This is a genomic window from Longimicrobiales bacterium (genome assembly GCA_035764935.1).
Classification (GTDB): Bacteria; Gemmatimonadota; Gemmatimonadetes; order Longimicrobiales; family RSA9; genus DASTYK01.
This window is the reverse complement of sequence record DASTYK010000148.1, coordinates 1-19,642: the sequence shown is the minus strand read 5'-3', so window position 1 is coordinate 19,642 and position 19,642 is coordinate 1. Positions and strand designations below refer to the sequence as shown.

Below are 19,642 nucleotides of genomic sequence, written 5' to 3'. Positions count from 1 at the left end.
GCGAAAAATGGGTCGATTCTGCCCATGCCGGCCGCTGCAGGTTCGGCGATCATTCCCCGGTATGGAGGCACCGACTCGACTTCAGGACGTAGCGATGATCTACGGGACATCAGTACGGATCGACCCGAGAATTCATTTCGCCGTCAGCCGCGTGTTCGCGGCCCGACTGCGCGTGCTCGTGGTCACCGACGGTCACACCAGCTTCTGCGACCTCGCCGATGCCCCGCTCGGCCGCGCGCTCGGCATCAGCGGCGACCGCTGGTCCTATCTCCAGTTCGACGTGACCACGGCACACCGCATGTCCGACCATGCCGACATCGGCAACTTCCGCTTTGACCACGCCGACCTCAACGGATACGATCAGATCTGGGTCTGGCGCGCCGATCACGTGCACGGCGCGCCGCTCTCGCCCGCCGAGGTGCAGGCGCTCAGCCGGTTCCTCGACGGGGGAGGTCGCATCTACGCGGCACGCAAGTGAGCGAGGACGCATGGGCGGCATCATCGGCGCAGCCGGACTGAAACGGCTGTTCACCTACACCGACTGGGCGAACGGCGCCATCCTGGACGCCACCGCCGCCCTGCAGCACGAACAGCTCACGCGCGACCTGCACAGCAGCTTCCCCTCCGTTCGCGACACCCTGGTTCACATCGCCGAGTCCGACTGGATCTGGCTTCGCCGCTGGACCGTCGAGTCGCCGGCGGGCCCGCCCGACTGGCGAGTGGAGACGCACGCCGATGTCCGGCAGCGCTGGGAGGACGTCATGCGCGAGCGCCAGGCGTTCCTGGCACCGCTCGACGATGCCGCCATGCAGCGCACCGTGGAGTACAGACGGCTCGATGGCAGTGAGCACCGCAGTGCGCTCTGGGAATTGCTGCTGCACGTCGTCAACCACTCGACCTACCACCGCGGCCAGGTCACGACGATGCTGCGCCAGCTCGGTGCGCCCACGGTCGCCACCGACATGACACGCTGGTACCGCGAGCACGCCGCAGAGCTCACCCCCTGAAGCACGATCTGCCGCCCGCACTGTGCGGACGGCAGATCGCAGGTGCCGCTTCGGCGCTTCAGGTACGGCTCCGCGTCTTACCTCCTGGCAACTGCCTCGGCGGCACACGGCCGTCTTCCGTTCACTCGCTCACCACGATCGTCCCGATCATGGCCGCACCCTCGTGCGGGCGACAGAAGTAGCGGTACGTGCCCGGCACCGTGAACGTGCGCGTGTACGATCCTCCTGCGTCGATCAGCCCGCTGTCGAACGGCGCGGCACCCGCAGGCAGCATCACGCTTTGCGGGTTGGCAGCGAGATCGGGGTCCGCAGTGACCGTGTGCGGGATGTTGCTCCGGTTCACCCACCGAACGGTCTCCCCGACCCGCGCCGTTGCGGCAGCGGGCGAGTACAAGAGGTCTGCCGTCATGTCGATCGTGACGTCGGCATCCCCATCGTCGTTGCCCGCCGGGTCACTGCTGAAGCACGCAGCAGCCAGCAGCACCGACAGGACCAGCACAATGCTGCAGTGCCGCTTCGCGGCGCGCGCGTGCAGTGAGGATGCAGGCACACGCAAGGCGAAGAACGAACCGGCCCTGGCATGCATGCTCATGAGCCGCCCTCCACGACCACGACGCCGATCATGCCGGCCAGCTCATGCGGCAGGCACACGTACTGGTACGTGCCGGGCACGGTGAACGTGTACGACCACGAGCGGCCCGGATCGATGTTGCCCGAATCGAAGGGCTCCGCGCCTGCCGGCAACACGACGTTGTCTGCTGACGCCGCCCTGGAGCGGTCCGCGGTCACCGTGTGCGGCAGCATCGACGAGTTCCGCCACAGCACCGTCTCGCCACTCCGGATCCGCACCGTGTCCGGCGAGAACAGCAGCCGGTTGGTCATGTCCACTTCCACTGCTGCGGGCGGAGCCGGTGCGGCCGACTCGGCCGACTGCGTGCGCCGGCCGAAATAGCGGCTCAGCGTCAGCGGGATCGTGAACTCGAACCCGTACATCACCTCGCCGACCCCACGCGACGTGCCCTGCAGCGTCGTCGTGTTCGCATTCGACGCATGCAGCGACAGCGTGTGCGGCGACATCGGAATCTGCAGCTGTACCCCTGCACTCCAGGCGACGTCCTCCTCGTCCGCACGGTCGAGCAGCGTCATCGCGTCGCCCGCCAGCGCGAGCCAGTCGAGTACCTTGAGCGTGGCTCCACCACCCGCGGCAAACCGCGTCTCTCCCGAGTGATACGCGTCCGACAGCACGCGGCCGGCACCAAGGACACGCAGCCGACCGAGCCGACGCGCAAGCGTCAGCTCCGCGTCGGCGCTGGACGCGGCCTGGTTCCAGCCACCGTGAATCGATGCATCCAGCGGTACGCCGCTCTCCTGTGTCAGCATGTGCCAGCGGCCGAAGAACTCCCATTCGTTCGGATAGCCCGTGCGCACCAGCGAGTTGGTAGCGTAGCGCGCGCCAGCCAGCAGGTTGTGCGGCAGCGTCGCCGCCAGCAGGAACGTCGGCGAGTTGAGCACCTTCCGCGCAGGCGGATCCGTCGCCTCGAAGCGGTGCATGAAATGGAAATGCAGCGTGCCCGACTCGCCCGACCACGTGCCGCCCAGGTTCGGCGAGCGCTCCAGCAGCGACTGCGCACGCGCCGACACCGCGGACGCCGCAAGCAGCGTCGCGAGCATGGTCGCCGTCACCACCAGCGACGCGCGCATCACTGCACCCGGATCACGCCCGTCATGCCCTGCGTGCGGTGCGGGTTGCAGTAGTAGTTGTATGTGCCCGCCGTGTTGAACGTGTGCTCGAATGCCTCACCGTTCGCGTCGAGCACTGCCTCCGCCCATGCGCTGTGTCCGTCCGGCGTGACCGTGTGCGTAGCCCCGTCACGGTTCTCCCAGCGCACCGTCTCACCCACGCTGATCGTCACGTCGCTCGGCGAGAAGCTCGTGCCCTGCAGCGTGATCAGGACCGGCTCGTCGCCCGGTTCCTCCTCCTCCAGCGCAAACTCGACCGTCGTCGTCTGGTTCGCATTCACGGTCACCGCAACCGTCTCGTCCTGGTTGGGCGCCAGCACGAACCCTTCCGGCGGGTCGATGCCCAGCGTCCACGAACCCGTCGCCACACTCGCAAACGAAAAGGCACCCGTCCCCGACGACGTCGCCGTCCGCGTGCTCTGCGCCCGTACCAGCGTCAGCGTAGCGCCCGGGACCCCCGTCCCCGCAGCCTCCACCGACCCGCTGACCGTCCCCGTCTGCGGCTCCGTCGTGCCACCACCACCTCCGTCACTGCAACTCGCTACCCCCGCCAACAGTGCTACTCCGGCCAGCATCCAGGCATACCTTCGCTGCATAGGTTCCTCCAGGTACGGGGCCACATGGCGACGTTTGTTCGTCACTACCGGCCGTTGCGCGTGGATCATGTGGTGAAAACGTCTTCCAGCGAATTTCTATGACATCGACTTGGCATATTGTGGGCGGGCATGACGGGAATCGGGGGCGAAGCAGGCGGTTTTCAGCTGAGGGGCGGCGCGGCTGTGGGGGTAGAGCCGGCCAGTGTGCGGGAGATCGCGACGGATGGACCGCGCGGGGTTCAGCTCGCCTGGTCGGCCGCGGTCTGGTCTTCGTCCTCCTGCGCGAGGCGGGCGAGGGTCGGGGTGACGGAGGGCCGGGCGTCCTTGGCGGTGCTCAGCACGATGGTCGTGCGGGTGGCGGCGACGGGCGGGAGCGGCTGGATCTTGTCGTCGAGCAGCTCGCCGAGCGCGTCGGTGTCGCGGACGCGCACCTTGAGGAAGAAGCAGTCGTCACCGACCACGCGATGGACCTCGAGCACCTCGGGAATGCCCGCGAGCAGCTCGGCGGTTTCCCGGGCGCGGGCGCCCTCGGAGGTACGGATGAGGACGAAGGCGAGGAGTCCCTGGTCGAGTGCGACGGGGCAGATCTCGGCGTGGTAGCCGCGGAGCACGCCGTTCTGTTCGAGCTTGCGGATCCGCTGGAACACGGCGGACGGGGCGAGGCCGACGCGCCGCGCGATCTCGGCGTTCGGCATGCGGGCGTTCTCCTGGAGCAGCTGCAGGATCTGCAGATCCAGATTGTCGTACATGCCATGAAACATGGGGCCGGCCCGGGCGCGTGCCAAGTAACGCGCCACCGCCCACGGAAGGGGCGGCAGCAGAACTGCTCCGGAATCGTTGCTCTCTGCGCCGGAACCAGCCGCCCGGCGTTTCGTGGGCGAAACCGTCGGTGGCGCTTGCGTCCGCGTCGATTCGTCATCGTTTCGGCCCAACCGCTGTCGATCCGTCCCGGGGCGGCGTGAATCCCGCTTCCGGCGCTTCCGGCTCCTGCTTATACTGGCGTGAGGGGCTCCGAGCGAGCCCGTCCCACCCCGGAGGCCTCCATGCGTCTGCTCGCCGGCCTGCTGCTGCTCGTGGTGATGGTCCCGGCCGCTGGTCACGCCCAGCTCGTCCGGGGCGCGGTGCGCTCGGAGGGCGACTCCCTCGCGATCGCGTCCGCCCTCGTCCGCCTCGTGGACGAGCAGGGAGTCACGAGCGACTCGACCCTGACCGACTCCCTGGGCGGCTTCGTGCTGTCGCCGGAGGAAGAGGGTCGCTACCTGATCAACGTGAGCCACCTCGCGTACCGGTCGATGGCCCGGCCGATCGACCTCGAGCGCGGCTACGAGCTGACGGTCGTGCTGACCATGGCGACCAACGCGATCGCGCTGGAGCCGCTCATCGTGACCGCCCGGCGTCGGGTGCCCCTCGAGTACAGCGGCTTCTACCGCCGCAGCCGCATGGGCACCGGCCGCTTCATCACCCGCGCGGACATCGAGCGCCGCAACCCGATCCGCACGACCGACCTGTTCCACGTGATGCCCAGGGTACAGCTCATCTCGGCGGACCCCCAGTTCGGGAGTCGGCAGATGGTTGCCATGCGCACCTACGGCGGCGGCTACTGCGCACCCAACGTGTTCATCGACGGCATGCTCGGGATGACGGCCGAGGACATCAACATGCTCCTCCCCGAAGACATCGACGGCGTCGAGGTCTACACCACGCCGGCGCTGACGCCGATCGAGTACCAGCGCAACTCCAACTGCGGCGCGATCCTGTTCTGGCTGCGCAAGGATCCACGCGGCAATCCGTTCACGTGGACGCGGCTGTTCATCGGCGTGGGTGCGTTTCTCGGGCTTCTGCTGCTTTCGCAGTAAGTACTGCTGTTTCACCGCTGAGGCGCTGAGGGCGCCGAGCTGCAACAGTCTTTCAGGGACTGGATCGCCGCGGGGCTGGCTCCGCGGCGATTCGATTTTGCAGTGGGCCTGGACTGGCCGAATTCCGGGCCATGGCACCGTCAGGCACTCACCTGACGATGCTGTCGAATCAGCCGCCGCCACGCACCCTCCGCGTCCTCCGCGACTCTGCGGTGAACACATGATCAGCAGAGCAGAAACACTTGACCGACAGCCATGGCCGACCATCTTGAGCCCCCATGCCAGATTCCGACGAACGGCCGCGAGCGGCCCGCTGGCCCAGGCGATTACGTGCGCGGACACGACGCGGGTGGGGTGCGCTGCTCGACCGGTTCGAACGGCTGGATCTGAGCGAGAATGCGATCCTGCTCGTCTTCGCGGTCGCGATCGGCTGTGCTGCGGCGCTCGGCGTTGTCGCGTTCTACTGGCTGATCGACCTCGCGTACCACGTACTGTTCGTCCTGCCCGGCCGCTTTCTCCGCGGCATCGACCTCCTCGCCTGGCGTCCCGTCATCACCGCGCTGGGTCTGCTGTCCGCGTGGTGGATCATGCACCGCATCGGGCACGGCAGGGAGGGGCAGAACGTTCCTGACGTGCAGCTGGCCGTCGCGCGGCGCGGCGGTGCGATCGAGACGCGACCGGCACTGGCGCGCACGGCGGCGAGTGCCGTCACGCTGGGTGGAGGTGGCTCGGCGGGCAGCGAAGGGCCGGTCGCCGTGCTCGGCGCCACGGTCGGCTCCTTCGTCGGCCAGCTCTTCCGCTTCAGTGCGGACCGTGTGCGCATCATGGTCGCCGCGGGTGCAGCGGCCGGCATCTCCGCGGCGTTCAACGCGCCGCTCGCCGGGGCGTTCTTCGCGCTCGAGGAGATCCTCGGCTCGCTCGCGATCGGCGCCTTCCCGCCCGTGGTCGTTGCGAGTGTCATGGCCGCCGTGGTTTCGCAGGCGTTCTACGGCAACAGCCCGGCGATTGCGCTGCCGACGGAGTACGGCTTCGAGAGCGCCATCGAGATCTTCGCGTTCTACCCTCTGCTCGGTGTGGTCGCGGGGCTGATCGGCGTGCTCTTCGTCCGGACGTACTTCGGTGCCGCGCCGGTCGTGGAGCGCCTGCGCGTTCCGCCCTGGATGAAGCCCGTGCTGGGCGGGCTGCTGGTCGGCACGATCGTGTTCCTGTCCGGCGGTGTGCTGGCCGGCAGCGGTCACCTCGCGTTCTCGCTCGAGCAGTTCGCACGCATGGAGTGGTACCTGCTGATCCTGCTCGTCTTCGGCAAGATCCTGGCGACGTCCGTGACGCTGAACTCCGGCGGCTCCGGCGGCGTGTTCACGCCGGCACTGTTCGTCGGTGCGGCGACGGGCGGCGCCGTGGGCGTCGCACTCAGCGGGATCTTTCCGGCGCTGGGCCTCTATCCCCAGGCGTACGCGCTCGTCGGCATGGGCGCTCTCGTAGCCGCAGCCACGCACGCGCCGCTCACCGGCATCCTGCTCGTGTTCGAGATCACCAACGACTACGCGATCATGATGCCGCTCATGCTGAGCACGGTGATCGCCTACGTCGTCGCGAAGCACTTCGAGCGGGACTCGCTCTACAGCGGGTGGCTGCGCCGGCGCGGGGAGCGGATCGAGCAGGGACGCGACGAGCACGTGCTGGCCAGCATGCGCGTGCGGGACGTGCTGCACGCGAACCCGCAGGTGATCGGCGACTCGGCCGTCGTCGCCGAGCTGCTCGGCCACCTCGGCGCGGGCACGCAGACGGAGTTTCCGGTTGTCGATTCGTCGCTGCGGCTGCGCGGCATGATCACGATCGCGGACCTCGCACGCGTCGCGCAGAGCCGCGCCGAGCTGGCGTCGCTGCTCATCGCGGCCGACGTCGCGTCCCCCGCCGAGCCCGTTCGCCTCGACGACACGATGCTGGAGGCGGTGCGCCAGATGGGGCTGCGCGGCACGTCGTCGGTGCCGGTCATCGACGAGGAGAGCGAGCGGCTGCTGGGCGTCGTGCGCCACGCCGATATCATGGCCGTGTACGAGCGGGTCCTGGCACGCGACTGAGCCCGCCGTGACTGACATCGTGTCCGGAGATTCCCCGCTGTACCATCCCTGCAGGCACGTGTAGCTTGATCAGCCAACAAGGAGGTCAGCGCGCGTGAGCACCACGACCGAGCCCGTCGTCACGGCGGAGCACTCACTCGATCCGGTGGTCCGGCCGGGGTCGATCGCCATCATCGGCTGCAGCCGCAAGCGGGGCACGATCGGCTACCAGATCGTCGACAACCTGCTCGACCACGGCTATACCGGCGCACTGCACCTGATCAACCCGAACGTGCGTGCGGTCCACTCCATCCCGACCAGAGCGTCCGTGCTGGATGTCGAGGGCCCGGTTGACCTCGCCGTCATCACGGTGCCCAAGGAGCTGGTGCTGGGCGTTGCGGAGGAGTGCGGGGCGAAGGGGGTGCGCGCGCTAGTCGTGATCACGGCCGGGTTCAAGGAGATCGGCCCGGCGGGCGCGGAGCGCGAGCGTGCGCTGCGGGACGTCGCACGCCGCTACGGCATGCGCCTGGTCGGCCCCAACTGCCTGGGTGTGCTGAACACTGACCCGGCCGTCTCCATGAATGCGACGTTCGCGCCCGTCATGCCGCCGCCCGGGCCGGTCAGCTTCATGAGCCAGTCGGGCGCGATGGGCGTGACCATCCTCGACTACGCCGCCGAGTACGGCATCGGCATCAACCAGTTCATCTCGGTCGGCAACAAGGCGGATATCAGCGGCAATGACCTGATCGAGTACTGGGCGGCCGATCCCGCCACGCGCGTGATCCTGATGTACCTCGAGAACTTCGGCAATCCGAAGAAGTTCGCGCGCATTGCCCGCGAGGTCACGCGTCACAAGCCGATCATCGCCGTGAAGAGCGGGCGCACCGCGTCCGGCGCGCGCGCGGCGTCGTCGCACACCGGCGCACTTGCCGGCCTCGACAGCGCGATCGACGCGCTGCTCGCGCAGTACGGCGTGATCCGCGTCGACACGGTCGAGGAGCTGTTCGACCTCGCCATGGCGTTCAGCCTGCTGCCACTGCCCGAGGGGGATCGCGTTGCGATCATCACCAACGCCGGCGGACCGGGCATCATCATCGCCGATGCGTGCGAAGCGGCCGGGCTGCGTGTCACCGAGCTGTCGGCCGGGACCCAGCAGGCACTGCGCGCGTACCTGCCCGAGGAGGCGAGCGTCCGCAACCCGGTGGACATGATCGCGAGCGCCACCGCCGACCATTACCGCCGCGCGCTGATCGAGGTGCTGCAGGACGACGCCGTCGACGGTGCCATCGCCGCGTTCGTGCCGCCGCTCGGCGTGAGCCAGCGCGACGTCGCCGCCGCGATCGTGGAGGCGCGCCGCGCATTCCCCGGCAAGCCGATCCTCGCCGTGCTCATGGGACGCGAGGGGCTGCCGCAGGGGCGTGCCGAGCTCAAGGAGGTCGGCGTGCCCGCCTACATCTTCCCGGAAAGCGCGGCCCGTGCGCTGGCCGCCATGGTCCGCTACAGCCGCTGGGTGCGGCGACCGGTCGGCACGGTGGTCGAGTACGAGATGCACGACGACGTCATTGCGCGCATCATCGCCGCGCAGCGCGCCGCCGGCGGCGGTTACCTGTCCACGGACGACGCGCGCACCGTGCTGCGTGCGGCCGGAATCCCGGTCGTCGAATCGCGACTCGCAACGACGGCCGAGGAAGCGGTCGCAGCGGCCACGACGCTGGGCCTGCCGGTGGTGCTCAAGGTCGTTTCACCCGACATCGTTCACAAAACGGATGTGGGCGGTGTCGAGCTGGACCTGCGGACCACCGACGACGTGCGCGCCGCGTTCGACCGCATCATGCAGCGCGTTCGCTCGAGTGCGCCCGATGCCGCGATCGAAGGCGTGCTGGTCGAGCAGTACGTGCGGGGGGGACGGGAAACGATCATCGGCATGAGCCTGGATCCCGGGTTCGGTCCCGTCCTCATGTTCGGGCTCGGCGGCATCCACGTGGAGGCGCTGCGCGACGTCGTCTTCCGCGTGCATCCGCTCACGGACCTCGATGCGCGCGAGATGACGCACCAGATCCGCGGCGTCAGACTGCTCGACGGCATCCGCGGCGAGCCGCCCGCAGACCGCGAAATGCTCGCGGAAACCATCCAGCGCGTGTCCCGACTGGTCGGCAAACACCCGGAGATCGTGGAGCTCGACATCAACCCCTTCGTCGTGTTCGAGAGCGGCGGCACCGCGGTCGACGCCAGGATCCGCATCACCGGCGAATAGGCCTCCGGTCCCACCGTCCCTGGCGGGTGTTGCCCCGTCTCCGGCGGCGCGAGTCGTGTAGGGCACGTTCCCTGCGACCCGGCCGGCCACTACGACGGGGGGACGCATCGTGCCGATCGCCAAGCTGCGCGCTCTGTGGCGCAACATCTACGACAGCCTCTGGTTCCTGCCGGCACTGTTCACGCTCGGTGCAATCATCGCCGCCGAGCTGCTCGTCCGGGCGGACGACCTGCTGCCCGGCGGCACCGACATCCGCGCCCTGGCCTGGCTCTTCACGGGCGGGCCGGAAGGCGCGCGCGGTGTGCTGGACGCGATCGCCGGCTCACTCATCACCGTAACCGGCGTCGTGTTCTCGGTCACGGTCGTGGCGCTCCAGCTGGCGAGCAGCCAGTTCACACCCCGCGTGCTGCGCTCCTTCATGGCCGACCGCGCCAACCAGCTCGTGCTCGCAGTGATGATCGGCACGTACGTGTACTCGCTGCTCGTGATGCGTACGATCCGCTCGAGCGACGATCCGTCGCAGGAGTTCGTGCCGGCGGTGGCGACCACGTTTGCCGGCCTGCTCGCTGTCATCAGCATCGGTTTCCTGATCTACTACATCGATCATGCCGCCCGTTCCCTGCAGGTCGACACGATCATGTCCGCCGTCACGCGCGAGGCACTGGACACGATTCGCGAAGAATACCCGGACCTGCTCGGGGACACGCCCGACGGGACCGGACGCGACGATGAGGAGGACGTGGCCTTTCCGGACGGGCCCAGGACACGCGTGTTTGCGACCGGCGCCGGCTTTCTCACCGCGGTGGACGAGGGCCGGTTGCTCGACGTGAGCCGCAATGCGGGGTGCGCGGTGCGGATGGACGTGCAGGTCGGCGACTACGTGTATCCCGGCACGCTGCTGGCCACGCTGGCCTCGGACGCGGACGAGGCGCTGGTCGACAAGGCGCGCGGGGCGTTCGCGACCGGCGCGTCCCGTACCCCGCACCAGGACGTGCGGCTGGCTGTCGTCGAGCTGGTCGACATCGCGGCCAAGGCGCTTTCGCCCGGTGTCAATGATCCGACCACCGCGATGAACTCGATTGACCGGATGGGCGAGCTGCTGCTCGAGCTGGGGAAGCGCCGGCGTCCGCGCATGCGGTCCGCGGAGGACGGTGCGACGATCCACACCAATCTTCCCGGCTTCGACGATTTCACACGCCTCGCGTTCGAGCAGATCGCGCGCTATGCGGCCGGACAGGTGACGGTCTCCGAGCGGATGGTCAACGTGATCGGGAGCGTCGGTGGCATGCTGCCCTCGTCGCGCCGTGCGGCGCTGCGGCGACTGCTCACTGAGCTGGAGCCGGTGCTCATGCACCCACTCCAGCTGCAGGGCGACCGGGACGCGGTGCACGTCGCGCTCGCGCGCGCCGAGCGAAATCTCACCCCCGGCTGACGGACGACCGGCGCGGCGCGGGCCGGATCGGCTCCGCGCCGCCCGCTGTTCCAGGATCGGCCGGTCCCGTAGTTTTCCTCCCGCGGGTGACGGATACCCGCACGTTCGCTGCGGCGCAGACCACACCTGTGGCTGTCTGCCTGTCGTTGGTCACAGCGCTGTCACAGTGGGTCACGCGCACTCGTTACAAGTGCGACGCAGCGCGGCACGCAAACACCTCGCTTCCCCCAGCGATGTCGGCGTCCGCCGACGCCCAGGTTGCCAGACAACGCGTGAGCGCCGCTGCGGTGTCGTCCCGTTCTTCATTCCCGGGAAGTTTCGAAGGAGATGCTATGAGCAGGTTCAGATGGTTGGGGGTGATGCTGTTCACCCTCCTTGCGCTACCTGGTCTCGCCGCGGCGCAGGAGCGCGGCAGCGTGACGGGCCAGGTCGTGGCCGGTGACACGCAGCAGCCGCTGCAGGGTGTCGATGTTTCGATTCCGGATCTGGGTATCGGCACGACCACGGACGAGCGTGGTCGCTTCCTGCTGAACAACGTGCCGTTCGGCGAGCACGAGGTTCAGTTCAGCTACATCGGCTACAGCCAGGCAGTCCAGACGGTCACGGTCGGTGCGCAGATGGCGCCGCTGACGGTGACGCTGCAGGTGGACGCGCTGCGCCTGGACGAGCTGGTCGTCATCGGCTACGGCCAGGAGCGTCGTCGCAACGTCGCGGGTGCGACGGCCTCGATCGAGCAGACCCAGGTGGACGAGCTGCCGATCACGTCCGTCAACCAGGCGCTGCAGGGCCGGCTCACCGGTGTGCAGGTCGTGCAGAACTCGGGCACGCCCGGCGCGGCCATGACCGTGCGCGTGCGTGGCGCCTCGTCGATCTCGGGCGGCAATGAGCCGCTCTACGTGATCGACGGCGTGCCGATGAACCAGGGCGACTTCTCCGGCCTCACGACCAGCTTCGGCGGCCAGGGCATCGATGCGGTCTCCGACCTCAACCCCGCGGAGATCGAGCGCATCGACATCCTCAAGGATGCGTCGGCGGCGGCGATCTACGGCTCGCGCGCGTCCAACGGCGTGGTGCTGATCACGACCAAGCGCGGCATCACGGATCGCTCGGAGATCACCTTCGGCGGCTACTACGGCTGGCAGAGCCCGTGGCGGATGGTCGACTTCCTGAACACCGAGCAGTACATGGACGTCTACAACGAGGGGCTGACCAACCGGTTCGGCCCGGCGTCCGACTACGGTCTCGACGAGTGGTACGGCTTCGAGGGCGATGGTGTCTTCGATATCGAGGTCCCGCGCGGTGTCGATACGGACTGGCTCGACGAGGTGACACGCACCGCCCCCATGTCCAACATGGAGGCGTCGGTGCGCGGCGGCACGGAGGCTGTCCGCTACTTCGTCTCGGGCAGCCTGCTGCGGCAGGACGGCATCGTCGAGCCGATGGGCTATGAGCGCCTCAACGGGCGTCTCAACCTCGACTACAACCCGTTCGATCGCCTGCTGCTGGGCACCAACATCTCGCTCGCCCGCAGTGTCACGGATCGCGCGCGCTCGGACAACAACATCTACAGCCCCTGGGCCAACGCGATCGCCAACGGGCCGATCTACCCCGTGTTCAACGAGGACGGCACGTACTTCACCGGGACGACGTACCTGAACCCGGTCGGGATGGCGCGCGAGGCCGAGGCCGAGGAGCGCGGCACGCGCATCATCGGAAACGCCTTCGCGCAGTATCAGATCCTGGACTGGCTGAGCGTGCGCGGCAGCCTGGGCGTGGACAACCTGAGCATGCGCTCGCGCGGCTACGACTCGCCCGCGTTCGGGCCCTGGGCCGCGAACGGCGGCCAGGCGCAGGCGGGCCACACGTATGCCAACAAGGTCACCTACGAGGGCACGCTCAGCTTCGACCGGGGCTTCGGTGATGCGCACGACGTCTCGGGCGTGGTCGGCTCCAGCTACGAGGACAACTCCGAGGAGTGGAGCTGGGTGCAGGGCACGCAGTTCCCGACCGAGTACTTCAAGTACATCACCTCGGCGGCCACGATCGCGGACGGCTCGTCCACGCGTGACGACAACGCGCTGCTGTCGTTCTTCGGCCGGCTGTCGTACACGTACGCCGACAAGATCACGACGTCCTTCAACATCCGCCACGACGGCTCTTCGCGCTTCGGCTCGGAGAACCGCTTCGGCACGTTCCCCTCGGCGTCGGTCGTGTACCGCATCGGCGAGGAGGACTTCATGCTGGACCAGGACGTGATCAGTGATCTCGCGCTGCGCGCGAGCTACGGCGTCACGGGCAACCAGCAGCAGCTCGGCAACTTCGCCGCGCGCGGCCTGTTCGGCGGCGGCGTCAACTACAACGACCTGCCCGGCATCTCGCCCGAGCAGCTCGCGAACCCCGAGCTGAAGTGGGAGAAGACGTCGCAGCTCAACCTGGGCACGGACTTCTCCCTGCTGAACCGCCGGCTCGGAATCACGTTCGACTACTACCAGAAGAAGACCGACGACCTGCTGATCGCGCGGCCGGTGCCGCTCACGACCGGCTTCGAGGACATCTGGTCCAACGTCGGCAGCATGGAGAACGAGGGCGTCGAGCTCGCCGCGAACCTGCTGCTGGTGCAGGCGAGCGATCCGCAGGGCTTCAACTGGTCGACGACGCTCAACCTGTCGCACAACCGGAACGAGGTCACGGCGCTGTACAACGATCAGCCGATCAACAGCGGCTTCGCGAGCCGGGTCGAGGTCGGCAAGCCGCTCGGCTTCTTCTATGGCCACAAGATGGCGGGCCTCTTCCAGTCGGAGGCCGAGATCTGCCGCACGCTGGCCGGCGAGTCGATTGAAGCCCGCAATGCACGCTGTGCCGCGGCAGGCCTGGCCTACCAGACCTCCGGTACGGCGCCGGGTGACATTCGCTTCGAGGACGTGAATGGTGACGGCGTCATCAACGACGACGACCGCACCGACATCGGCAGCCCGTGGCCGGACATCGAGGGCGGCATCACGAACAACATCTCGTTCCTGGGCTTCGACGTGAGCGCGTTCGTCCAGTTCTCGCTCGGCAACGAGGTCTACAACGCGATGCGCATCTACACGGACCAGTACGGCAGCTTCGAGGACAACCACACGACGCGCGCACTGGACCGCTGGACGCCCGAGAACACGGACACCAACGAGCCGCGCGCGGTGTGGGGCGACCCGAACAACAACACGCGTGACTCCGACCGGTTCGTCGAGGACGGCTCGTACGTCCGTCTGAAGAACCTGGTCGTCGGCTACACGCTGCCGACCTCGCTCGCGGGCCGGCTGGGTGCGCGGACGGCACGCATCTACTTCCAGGGACAGAACCTGCTGACGGGCACCGACTACAGCGGCTTCGACCCCGAGGTGAACTACGCCGGACAGACGTCGATCACGCGCGGCACGGACTTCTACACGCTGCCCCAGACGCGCACGGTCACGATTGGCTTCAACCTCGGCTTCTGAGGACAACCAGGATGATGAGAAATAGATACCTGTGGCCCATCGCCGCCGTCGCGCTCCTCGCGACGGCGTGCGACTCGCCACTCGATACGAACCCGACCGATGCCATCGATTCCGATGAGGCGCTGAACACACCGCGCGGGATCGAGCTGGCGCTGAATGGCGCCTACCGCGGTCTCCAGAACGGCGACCTGTACGGCAACGTGCACATGGTCTACCCGGACCTGTACGCGGACAACCTCGAGTTCACGGGGACGTTCCAGACGGACCGCGAGGTTGCCCTGCGCAACATCACCACGAGCAACGTGCAGATCCGCGATACGTGGTTCGCGCTGTACGACGGCATCAACCGCACGAACAACCTGCTGGACGCGATTCCGGGGGTGAGCGGGCTGTCGGCCGAGGAGGCGGAGCAGGCGACCGCCGAGTCGCTGTTCCTGCGCTCGCTGTACTACTCCATCCTCGTCTCGTACCACGGTGGGGTGCCGATCATCACCGAGCCGTCGCGCGGTGTCGATGAGAGCTCCCAGGTTCCGCGTGACCCGGCCGACGCCGTGTGGGACCGCGTCATCGCGGATCTCGAGACGGCGTCCGGCTCGCTCGCGTACGAGTTCAACCCGAGCCGCGCGACGGGTGGCGCTGCCGACGCGCTGCTCGCACGCGTGTACCTCGAGACGGGCGATTACGCACAGGCCCGCGACAAGGCCACGGCCGTGATCGAGTCCGGGGTGTACGAGCTGAACGACGACTACGCGTCGAACTGGACGCAGAAGTTCAGCGAGGAGGCGATCTTCGAGCTGCCGTACAGCATCAACACCACGAACAGCCTGGCGTTCTGGTACTTCCCGGACGCACTCGGCGGCCGGCGCGGCTTTGCGCCGACGCAGGCGTTCTACGACGCGTACGAGGCCGGCGACGAGCGCCGTGACTTCGCGATCGGGATCGAGGGCGGCGAGCTGTACGGCAAGAAGTATTTCCGCATCGCCAACAGCGACGACAATGTCGTCGTGCTCCGGCTGGCCGAGATGTACCTGATCCGGGCGGAGGCGAACGCGCGCCTCGGTGCGGATGCGGCCACGGTTCGCGCCGACATCGACATCGTACGCAACCGCGCGGGGCTGCCTGACCTGCCCGCTACCGTCGACACGCAGCAGGAGCTGCTGGATGCGATCCTCCAGGAGCGTCGCTTCGAGTTCGCGATGGAGGGACACCGGTTCTTCGACCTGCGCCGCTTCGGTGTCGCAACCGACCTGCTGGGCATCTCGGCGGAGCGCCTGCTCTTCCCGATCCCGCAGGCCGAGATCGACGTGAACGACGCCCTGGAGCAGAACCCGGGGTACTGATCACGAACAAGGGGCACGACGCCGTTGCGGTCATCGTGCCCCGTCCGTTCTGTCGCAGGGGTCGGGCTCAGCCCGGCCCCTGCGTTTTTTCTGCACGCTGCCGTCAGTTCCGGCTCACGTGATTGGTGCAGCGCGTTGCCTCGTCCGGCCGGCACCGGCACTGGCCGAGCGCGATCTTCTGCTCGATGCCGAGCCGGCTCTGCACCAGGTCGGCGAGCACGCCGATGAAGCGCGCGTCGTCGTGCGGTACCGGCACACGGTGGAAGCGCAGGCCGCGCTCCTCGGCGACCTCGCGCAGCTCGTGGTCCAGCTCCGCCAGTGTTTCCGACTGCTCGTGCATGAAGCTGACCGGGAACACGACGACCGACTCCGCGTCGATGCTCGCGATCACCTCGTCGATGTCCGGACTGGTCCACTCGATCGGCCGGTTCGTGTGGTTCTGGAAGCCGATCACGTAGTCATCCACGCCGACAGCGGCCGCGATCGCACTGCACGATTCGTCGACGTACGCGTCGTAGCGGTTCCCCTCCTGCAGGTACTTGAGCGGGATTCCGTGCGCGGAGAAGACCAGGCGGCAGCCGTTGCCGAACGACTCGCCGCTCTGCTGCAGCACCTCGCGGATGCCGGCGGCGCGCAGCTCCGTGTAGACCGGATGGCGGTGCCAGCCGCTGATCTCGAGACGCTGCGCGTCCCAGCCGATGCGCTGCATCGCATCCGCCAGCATGCCGAGTGACATGACCGTCGTGGAGGTCCCGCACAGCGGGTACACGGGCAGTCCGACCACCGTGTCGCAGCCGTCCGCGCGGGCACGCTCGACCGCTGCGCCGATGAACGGCTCGGTGAACTGCATGCCGACGTAGCAGCGCGCGTCCAGCCCGCGCCGCTTCAGCTCCACTTCCAGCGCGACACCCTGCTCCTCGGCCTGTTGATGCAAAGGCGATCCGCCGATCTCCGTGTACTCCTCGATCAGCCCGGGCGCGCGCGCCACTGCCAGCTCGTGCGCGCGCGCGACCGCTTTCTCGTGACCGAGCCGGCCTTCGAGCTCGCCGTTCATGAGGAAGATCCTCTCCAGGAACGGCACCACCTCCGCTTCGTCCGGATGCTCCGGCTCGCCGAAGTTGAGCAGCATGACAGCGATCTTCATCCGATCATCTCGCGGAATACTCATGAACGAAGTCGACCACGGCGCGCAGCACGTTGTGATCCGTGCCGGGCATGATGCCGTGGCCGAGATTGAAGATGTGGCCCGGCCGGTTTCCGGCTCGGTCGAGCACCGCCCGCGCCTTTGCCAGGGACGGGCCCTCGCCCGCAAGGAGCACCGCCGGGTCCATGTTGCCCTGGATCGAACGATCATGGCCGATGATGCCCCACGCCTCGTCCAGCGGCAGCCGCCAGTCGACGCTGAGCGCTGTCCCGCCTCCCGACGCGACGAGCGGCAGCAGCGCGGGATTCCCGTTGTAGAAGTTGATCACGGGCACACCCGCATCTTCCATCGTGCCGATCAGCGTCTTCATGTGCGGCAGCACGTACGTCTCGTAGTCGTCGAGCGCGAGGGCGCCCGCCCACGAGTCGAACACCTGGACCGCGCCAGCGCCCGCCTCCCACTGCGCGATGCCGAACTCCGCGTTGTGCCGCGCCCAGAAGTCGGCCAGCGCATGCCACGCCTCGGGATCGCGCCAGATGAACGACTTCACCTCCGCGAAATCCTTGGAGCGCTGCCCCTTGATCAGGTACGACGACAGCGTGAAGGGCGCGCCGACGAAGCCGAGCACCGGCACGTCGATGCGCTCCGTCAGGATCCGGATCTGCTCCAGGTTGAAGTCCAGTGCGGCGCGCGGGTCGAACGCCGTCATGCGCGCGACGTCGGCTGCGTCCGCGATCGGGTTGTGCACGACCGGGCCCACACCGGGCTTCATTTCCAGGTCGAAGCCGGCCGCGAAGTACGGGGTCGAGAGGTCATTGTAGAGTACCGCCGCGTCGACCGGGAAATAGTCGAGCGGCATCATCGTGATTTCCGCCGCGCGGGGCGGGTCACGCAGGATCTCGAACATGCCGTAGTCGGCGCGGGCCTCACGGTACCGCGGCAGCGCACGGCCCGCCTGCCGCATGAACCACACGGGCGTTCGGTCTACCGGTTCGCGCCGCAGGGCGCGCAGGATGCGATCATTCATGGCCGGGAACCTAGGCCCGAAATCCGGATCACGGAATGGGGTATTCCCCTACGACACCCCTGCAACGCTGCGGACTTGCAGTGGGGTGCAGGTGTACGCCGATTCAACGACGGCGCAGGCCTGCCCCGGTTTGCAGCCGCGGATGCGCCGCGCTGGGACGGCGGCCGCTCCATGAGCCCGGGACCCTGACGAACATGCTTTCACGCTCGCTGCCACCGGGTACTCGCCATGCCGCGCGCTGCCCGTACCGTGCCGGCCGTGCACTCGCGGCGCTCCTGCTGTGCGCGCAGCTCACCGCCTGTGCCGATGCAGACCCTGATGCACGGCGCACGGTCGTGCTGGCAGCGACGCACACGCTGGAAGACAGTGGCCTTCTCGATTCACTGGCGCGGGCGTTCCGCGCGGCCCACCCGGAGCTGCACCTGCGCGTGACCGTGAGCGGTACGGGTGAAGCGCTCGAGCACGCGCGCCGCGGCCTGGCGGACGTGCTGCTTACGCACGCACCGGAGGTGGAGCAGCAGGCACTCGCGGATGGAATCGTCCTGGACCGGCAGGAGCTGATGTACAACTCCTTCGTCGTCGCGGGGCCGACAGCCGACCCCGCGGGGATTCGCGGCATGACCGACGCCGCGGCCGCCTTCGACCGCATCGCGGACGCGGGCGCGCGGTTCGTTTCGCGCGACGATCGCAGTGGGACCAACCTGCGGGAGCTCCGGCTGTGGGCGGATGCCGGCGTCGAGCCGCCGGCGGGTGGCCGCTACATCCGGGCCGGTGTGGGGATGGCGGATGCGCTGCGCATTGCCGACGAGCGAGGCGCGTACCTGCTGACGGACAGCGCGACGCTCGTCATGCTCGGGGACGGACTTTCCCTCGAGCCACTCGTGTCCGGCGACGCCCGGCTGCGCAACGTGTACTCCGTCATGCGGGTCGCCGCGGCGCCGGACAGCAGCGCGGCGCGCATGCTGGCCGGCTGGCTGCTCGGCGAGCAGGCACGAGCGCTGATCGGCAGCTTCGGAGGGGAGGAGAGCACGCTGTTCGTGCCGGTACGCGAACGGGCCGGCACCCCGTCGGGAACCGGCCCGCCTGACACCCGTCCGCTGCAGCCGCCGCGTTGAGCGTGCTGCGCGCGGAAAGGATCACCCAGCCTGCTTCTTCGCGGCGTCGTAACGCTTCGCGACTGCATCCCAGTTGACCGTGCCCCACCACGCCTCGAGGTAATCGGGGCGGCGGTTCTGGTACTTCAGGTAGTACGCGTGCTCCCAGACGTCGACGCCGAGGATCGGCGTGTGCCCCTTCATGTAGGGGCTGTCCTGGTTGGGCGTGGAGTAGACGTCGAGGTTGCCGCTGCCGTCCACCACCAGCCACGCCCAACCGCTGCCGAACTGACCGGCGCCTGCAGCCGAGACCTTCTTCTTGAACTCGTCGAAGCTGCCGAACTTGCTCTTGATCGCGTCGCCAAGTGCGCCGGACGGCTCACCACCGCCGTTCGGGCCCATGATCTCCCAGAACAGCGCGTGGTTCGCGTAACCGCCGCCATTGTTGCGAACCGTCGTACGGATGTCCTCCGGCACCGAGTCGATCGAGCGCAGGATCTCCTCGATTGACTTCGACTGCAGGTTCGCGTGCTTCTCGAGCGCCTCGTTCAGCTTGTTCGTGTACGCCGCATGATGCTTGTCGTGGTGAATCTCCATCGTGCGGGCGTCG

At 68.1% G+C, this 19,642-nt stretch carries 16 protein-coding genes; 9 read left to right on the top strand and 7 right to left on the bottom strand.

The genetic code is table 11. The features are described 5' to 3' along the window. The first annotated feature begins 94 nt into the window (after positions 1 to 94). A complete protein-coding gene (locus VFU06_12185) occupies positions 95 to 478 on the top strand; it encodes a hypothetical protein (protein ID HEU5210143.1) in 384 nt (127 codons plus the stop codon). Between the two features lie 10 nt (positions 479 to 488). Further along, positions 489 to 1,007 carry a DinB family protein gene (locus tag VFU06_12180; GenBank protein HEU5210142.1) on the top strand — a complete coding sequence of 173 codons (519 nt, stop codon included), beginning with the start codon at positions 489 to 491 and terminating at the stop codon, positions 1,005 to 1,007. Positions 1,008 to 1,128: 121 nt separating this feature from the next. On the opposite strand, the gene VFU06_12175 is transcribed toward VFU06_12180, so the two are convergent. From VFU06_12175 to VFU06_12160, 4 genes are all read right to left on the bottom strand, one after another. After that, positions 1,129 to 1,599: a plastocyanin/azurin family copper-binding protein gene (locus VFU06_12175; protein HEU5210141.1), complete on the bottom strand. Its 471-nt coding sequence runs from the start codon at positions 1,597 to 1,599 to the stop codon at positions 1,129 to 1,131. After that, a complete protein-coding gene (locus VFU06_12170) occupies positions 1,596 to 2,708 on the bottom strand; it encodes a plastocyanin/azurin family copper-binding protein (protein HEU5210140.1) in 1,113 nt (370 codons plus the stop codon). The genes VFU06_12175 and VFU06_12170 overlap by 4 nt, the downstream gene beginning before the upstream one ends. Then, positions 2,708 to 3,343, bottom strand: a complete 636-nt coding sequence (locus tag VFU06_12165; protein HEU5210139.1) for a plastocyanin/azurin family copper-binding protein — start codon at positions 3,341 to 3,343, stop codon at positions 2,708 to 2,710. Before VFU06_12165 ends, VFU06_12170 begins: the two co-directional genes overlap by 1 nt. Positions 3,344 to 3,582: 239 nt before the next feature. Further along, entirely contained in the window at positions 3,583 to 4,092 is a 510-nt protein-coding gene (locus VFU06_12160; protein ID HEU5210138.1) for an Lrp/AsnC family transcriptional regulator, read from the bottom strand. 294 nt (positions 4,093 to 4,386) lie between these two features. Between VFU06_12160 and VFU06_12155 the strand changes: the two genes are divergently transcribed. The 6 genes from VFU06_12155 to VFU06_12130 all read left to right on the top strand — a co-directional run bounded on the left by VFU06_12155 (position 4,387) and on the right by VFU06_12130 (position 15,767). Next, positions 4,387 to 5,199: a carboxypeptidase regulatory-like domain-containing protein gene (locus VFU06_12155; protein ID HEU5210137.1), complete on the top strand. Its 813-nt coding sequence runs from the start codon at positions 4,387 to 4,389 to the stop codon at positions 5,197 to 5,199. Between the two features lie 278 nt (positions 5,200 to 5,477). Then, on the top strand, positions 5,478 to 7,280 hold the full coding sequence (locus VFU06_12150; protein HEU5210136.1) for a chloride channel protein: 1,803 nt from the start codon (positions 5,478 to 5,480) through the stop codon (positions 7,278 to 7,280). Positions 7,281 to 7,374: 94 nt separating this feature from the next. After that, entirely contained in the window at positions 7,375 to 9,513 is a 2,139-nt protein-coding gene (locus VFU06_12145) for an acetate--CoA ligase family protein (GenBank protein ID HEU5210135.1), read from the top strand. A 109-nt stretch (positions 9,514 to 9,622) separates the two neighbouring features. Further along, complete coding sequence (locus tag VFU06_12140) at positions 9,623 to 10,945, top strand: DUF2254 domain-containing protein (GenBank protein ID HEU5210134.1); 1,323 nt, start codon at positions 9,623 to 9,625, stop codon at positions 10,943 to 10,945. Between the two features lie 332 nt (positions 10,946 to 11,277). Then, positions 11,278 to 14,427 carry a TonB-dependent receptor gene (locus VFU06_12135; protein HEU5210133.1) on the top strand — a complete coding sequence of 1,050 codons (3,150 nt, stop codon included), beginning with the start codon at positions 11,278 to 11,280 and terminating at the stop codon, positions 14,425 to 14,427. A gap of 11 nt (positions 14,428 to 14,438) precedes the next feature. Continuing rightward, positions 14,439 to 15,767 (top strand): RagB/SusD family nutrient uptake outer membrane protein, encoded by a 1,329-nt coding sequence (locus tag VFU06_12130; protein HEU5210132.1) that lies wholly within the window; start codon positions 14,439 to 14,441, stop codon positions 15,765 to 15,767. 103 nt (positions 15,768 to 15,870) lie between these two features. Here the strand turns inward: VFU06_12130 and hemH are convergent, their stop codons facing one another. Next, entirely contained in the window at positions 15,871 to 16,911 is a 1,041-nt protein-coding gene (gene hemH, locus VFU06_12125; GenBank protein HEU5210131.1) for a ferrochelatase, read from the bottom strand. A gap of 4 nt (positions 16,912 to 16,915) precedes the next feature. Then, positions 16,916 to 17,938 (bottom strand): uroporphyrinogen decarboxylase, encoded by a 1,023-nt coding sequence (hemE, locus tag VFU06_12120; protein ID HEU5210130.1) that lies wholly within the window; start codon positions 17,936 to 17,938, stop codon positions 16,916 to 16,918. A 194-nt stretch (positions 17,939 to 18,132) separates the two neighbouring features. Here hemE and VFU06_12115 point away from each other — a divergent pair, with 194 nt between their 5' ends. After that, positions 18,133 to 19,053, top strand: coding sequence for a substrate-binding domain-containing protein (locus VFU06_12115; GenBank protein ID HEU5210129.1), 921 nt, complete (start codon positions 18,133 to 18,135; stop codon positions 19,051 to 19,053). A 21-nt stretch (positions 19,054 to 19,074) separates the two neighbouring features. Here the strand turns inward: VFU06_12115 and VFU06_12110 are convergent. Further along, a partial coding sequence (locus VFU06_12110; GenBank protein HEU5210128.1) for a superoxide dismutase occupies positions 19,075 to 19,642 on the bottom strand: 568 nt, incomplete at its 5' end.

What these genes read in the sequence shown, in the direction of transcription:
- VFU06_12185 (HEU5210143.1), top strand. Translation starts at nt 95, where the DNA reads ATGATCTACGGGACATCAGTACGGATCGACCCGAGAATTCATTTCGCC.
- VFU06_12180 (HEU5210142.1), top strand. Translation starts at nt 489, where the DNA reads ATGGGCGGCATCATCGGCGCAGCCGGACTGAAACGGCTGTTCACCTAC.
- VFU06_12175 (HEU5210141.1), bottom strand. Translation starts at nt 1,599, where the DNA reads ATGAGCATGCATGCCAGGGCCGGTTCGTTCTTCGCCTTGCGTGTGCCT.
- VFU06_12170 (HEU5210140.1), bottom strand. Translation starts at nt 2,708, where the DNA reads ATGCGCGCGTCGCTGGTGGTGACGGCGACCATGCTCGCGACGCTGCTT.
- VFU06_12165 (HEU5210139.1), bottom strand. Translation starts at nt 3,343, where the DNA reads ATGCAGCGAAGGTATGCCTGGATGCTGGCCGGAGTAGCACTGTTGGCG.
- VFU06_12160 (HEU5210138.1), bottom strand. Translation starts at nt 4,092, where the DNA reads ATGTACGACAATCTGGATCTGCAGATCCTGCAGCTGCTCCAGGAGAAC.
- VFU06_12155 (HEU5210137.1), top strand. Translation starts at nt 4,387, where the DNA reads ATGCGTCTGCTCGCCGGCCTGCTGCTGCTCGTGGTGATGGTCCCGGCC.
- VFU06_12150 (HEU5210136.1), top strand. Translation starts at nt 5,478, where the DNA reads ATGCCAGATTCCGACGAACGGCCGCGAGCGGCCCGCTGGCCCAGGCGA.
- VFU06_12135 (HEU5210133.1), top strand. Translation starts at nt 11,278, where the DNA reads ATGAGCAGGTTCAGATGGTTGGGGGTGATGCTGTTCACCCTCCTTGCG.
- VFU06_12130 (HEU5210132.1), top strand. Translation starts at nt 14,439, where the DNA reads ATGATGAGAAATAGATACCTGTGGCCCATCGCCGCCGTCGCGCTCCTC.
- hemH (HEU5210131.1), bottom strand. Translation starts at nt 16,911, where the DNA reads ATGAAGATCGCTGTCATGCTGCTCAACTTCGGCGAGCCGGAGCATCCG.
- hemE (HEU5210130.1), bottom strand. Translation starts at nt 17,938, where the DNA reads ATGAATGATCGCATCCTGCGCGCCCTGCGGCGCGAACCGGTAGACCGA.
- VFU06_12115 (HEU5210129.1), top strand. Translation starts at nt 18,133, where the DNA reads ATGCTTTCACGCTCGCTGCCACCGGGTACTCGCCATGCCGCGCGCTGC.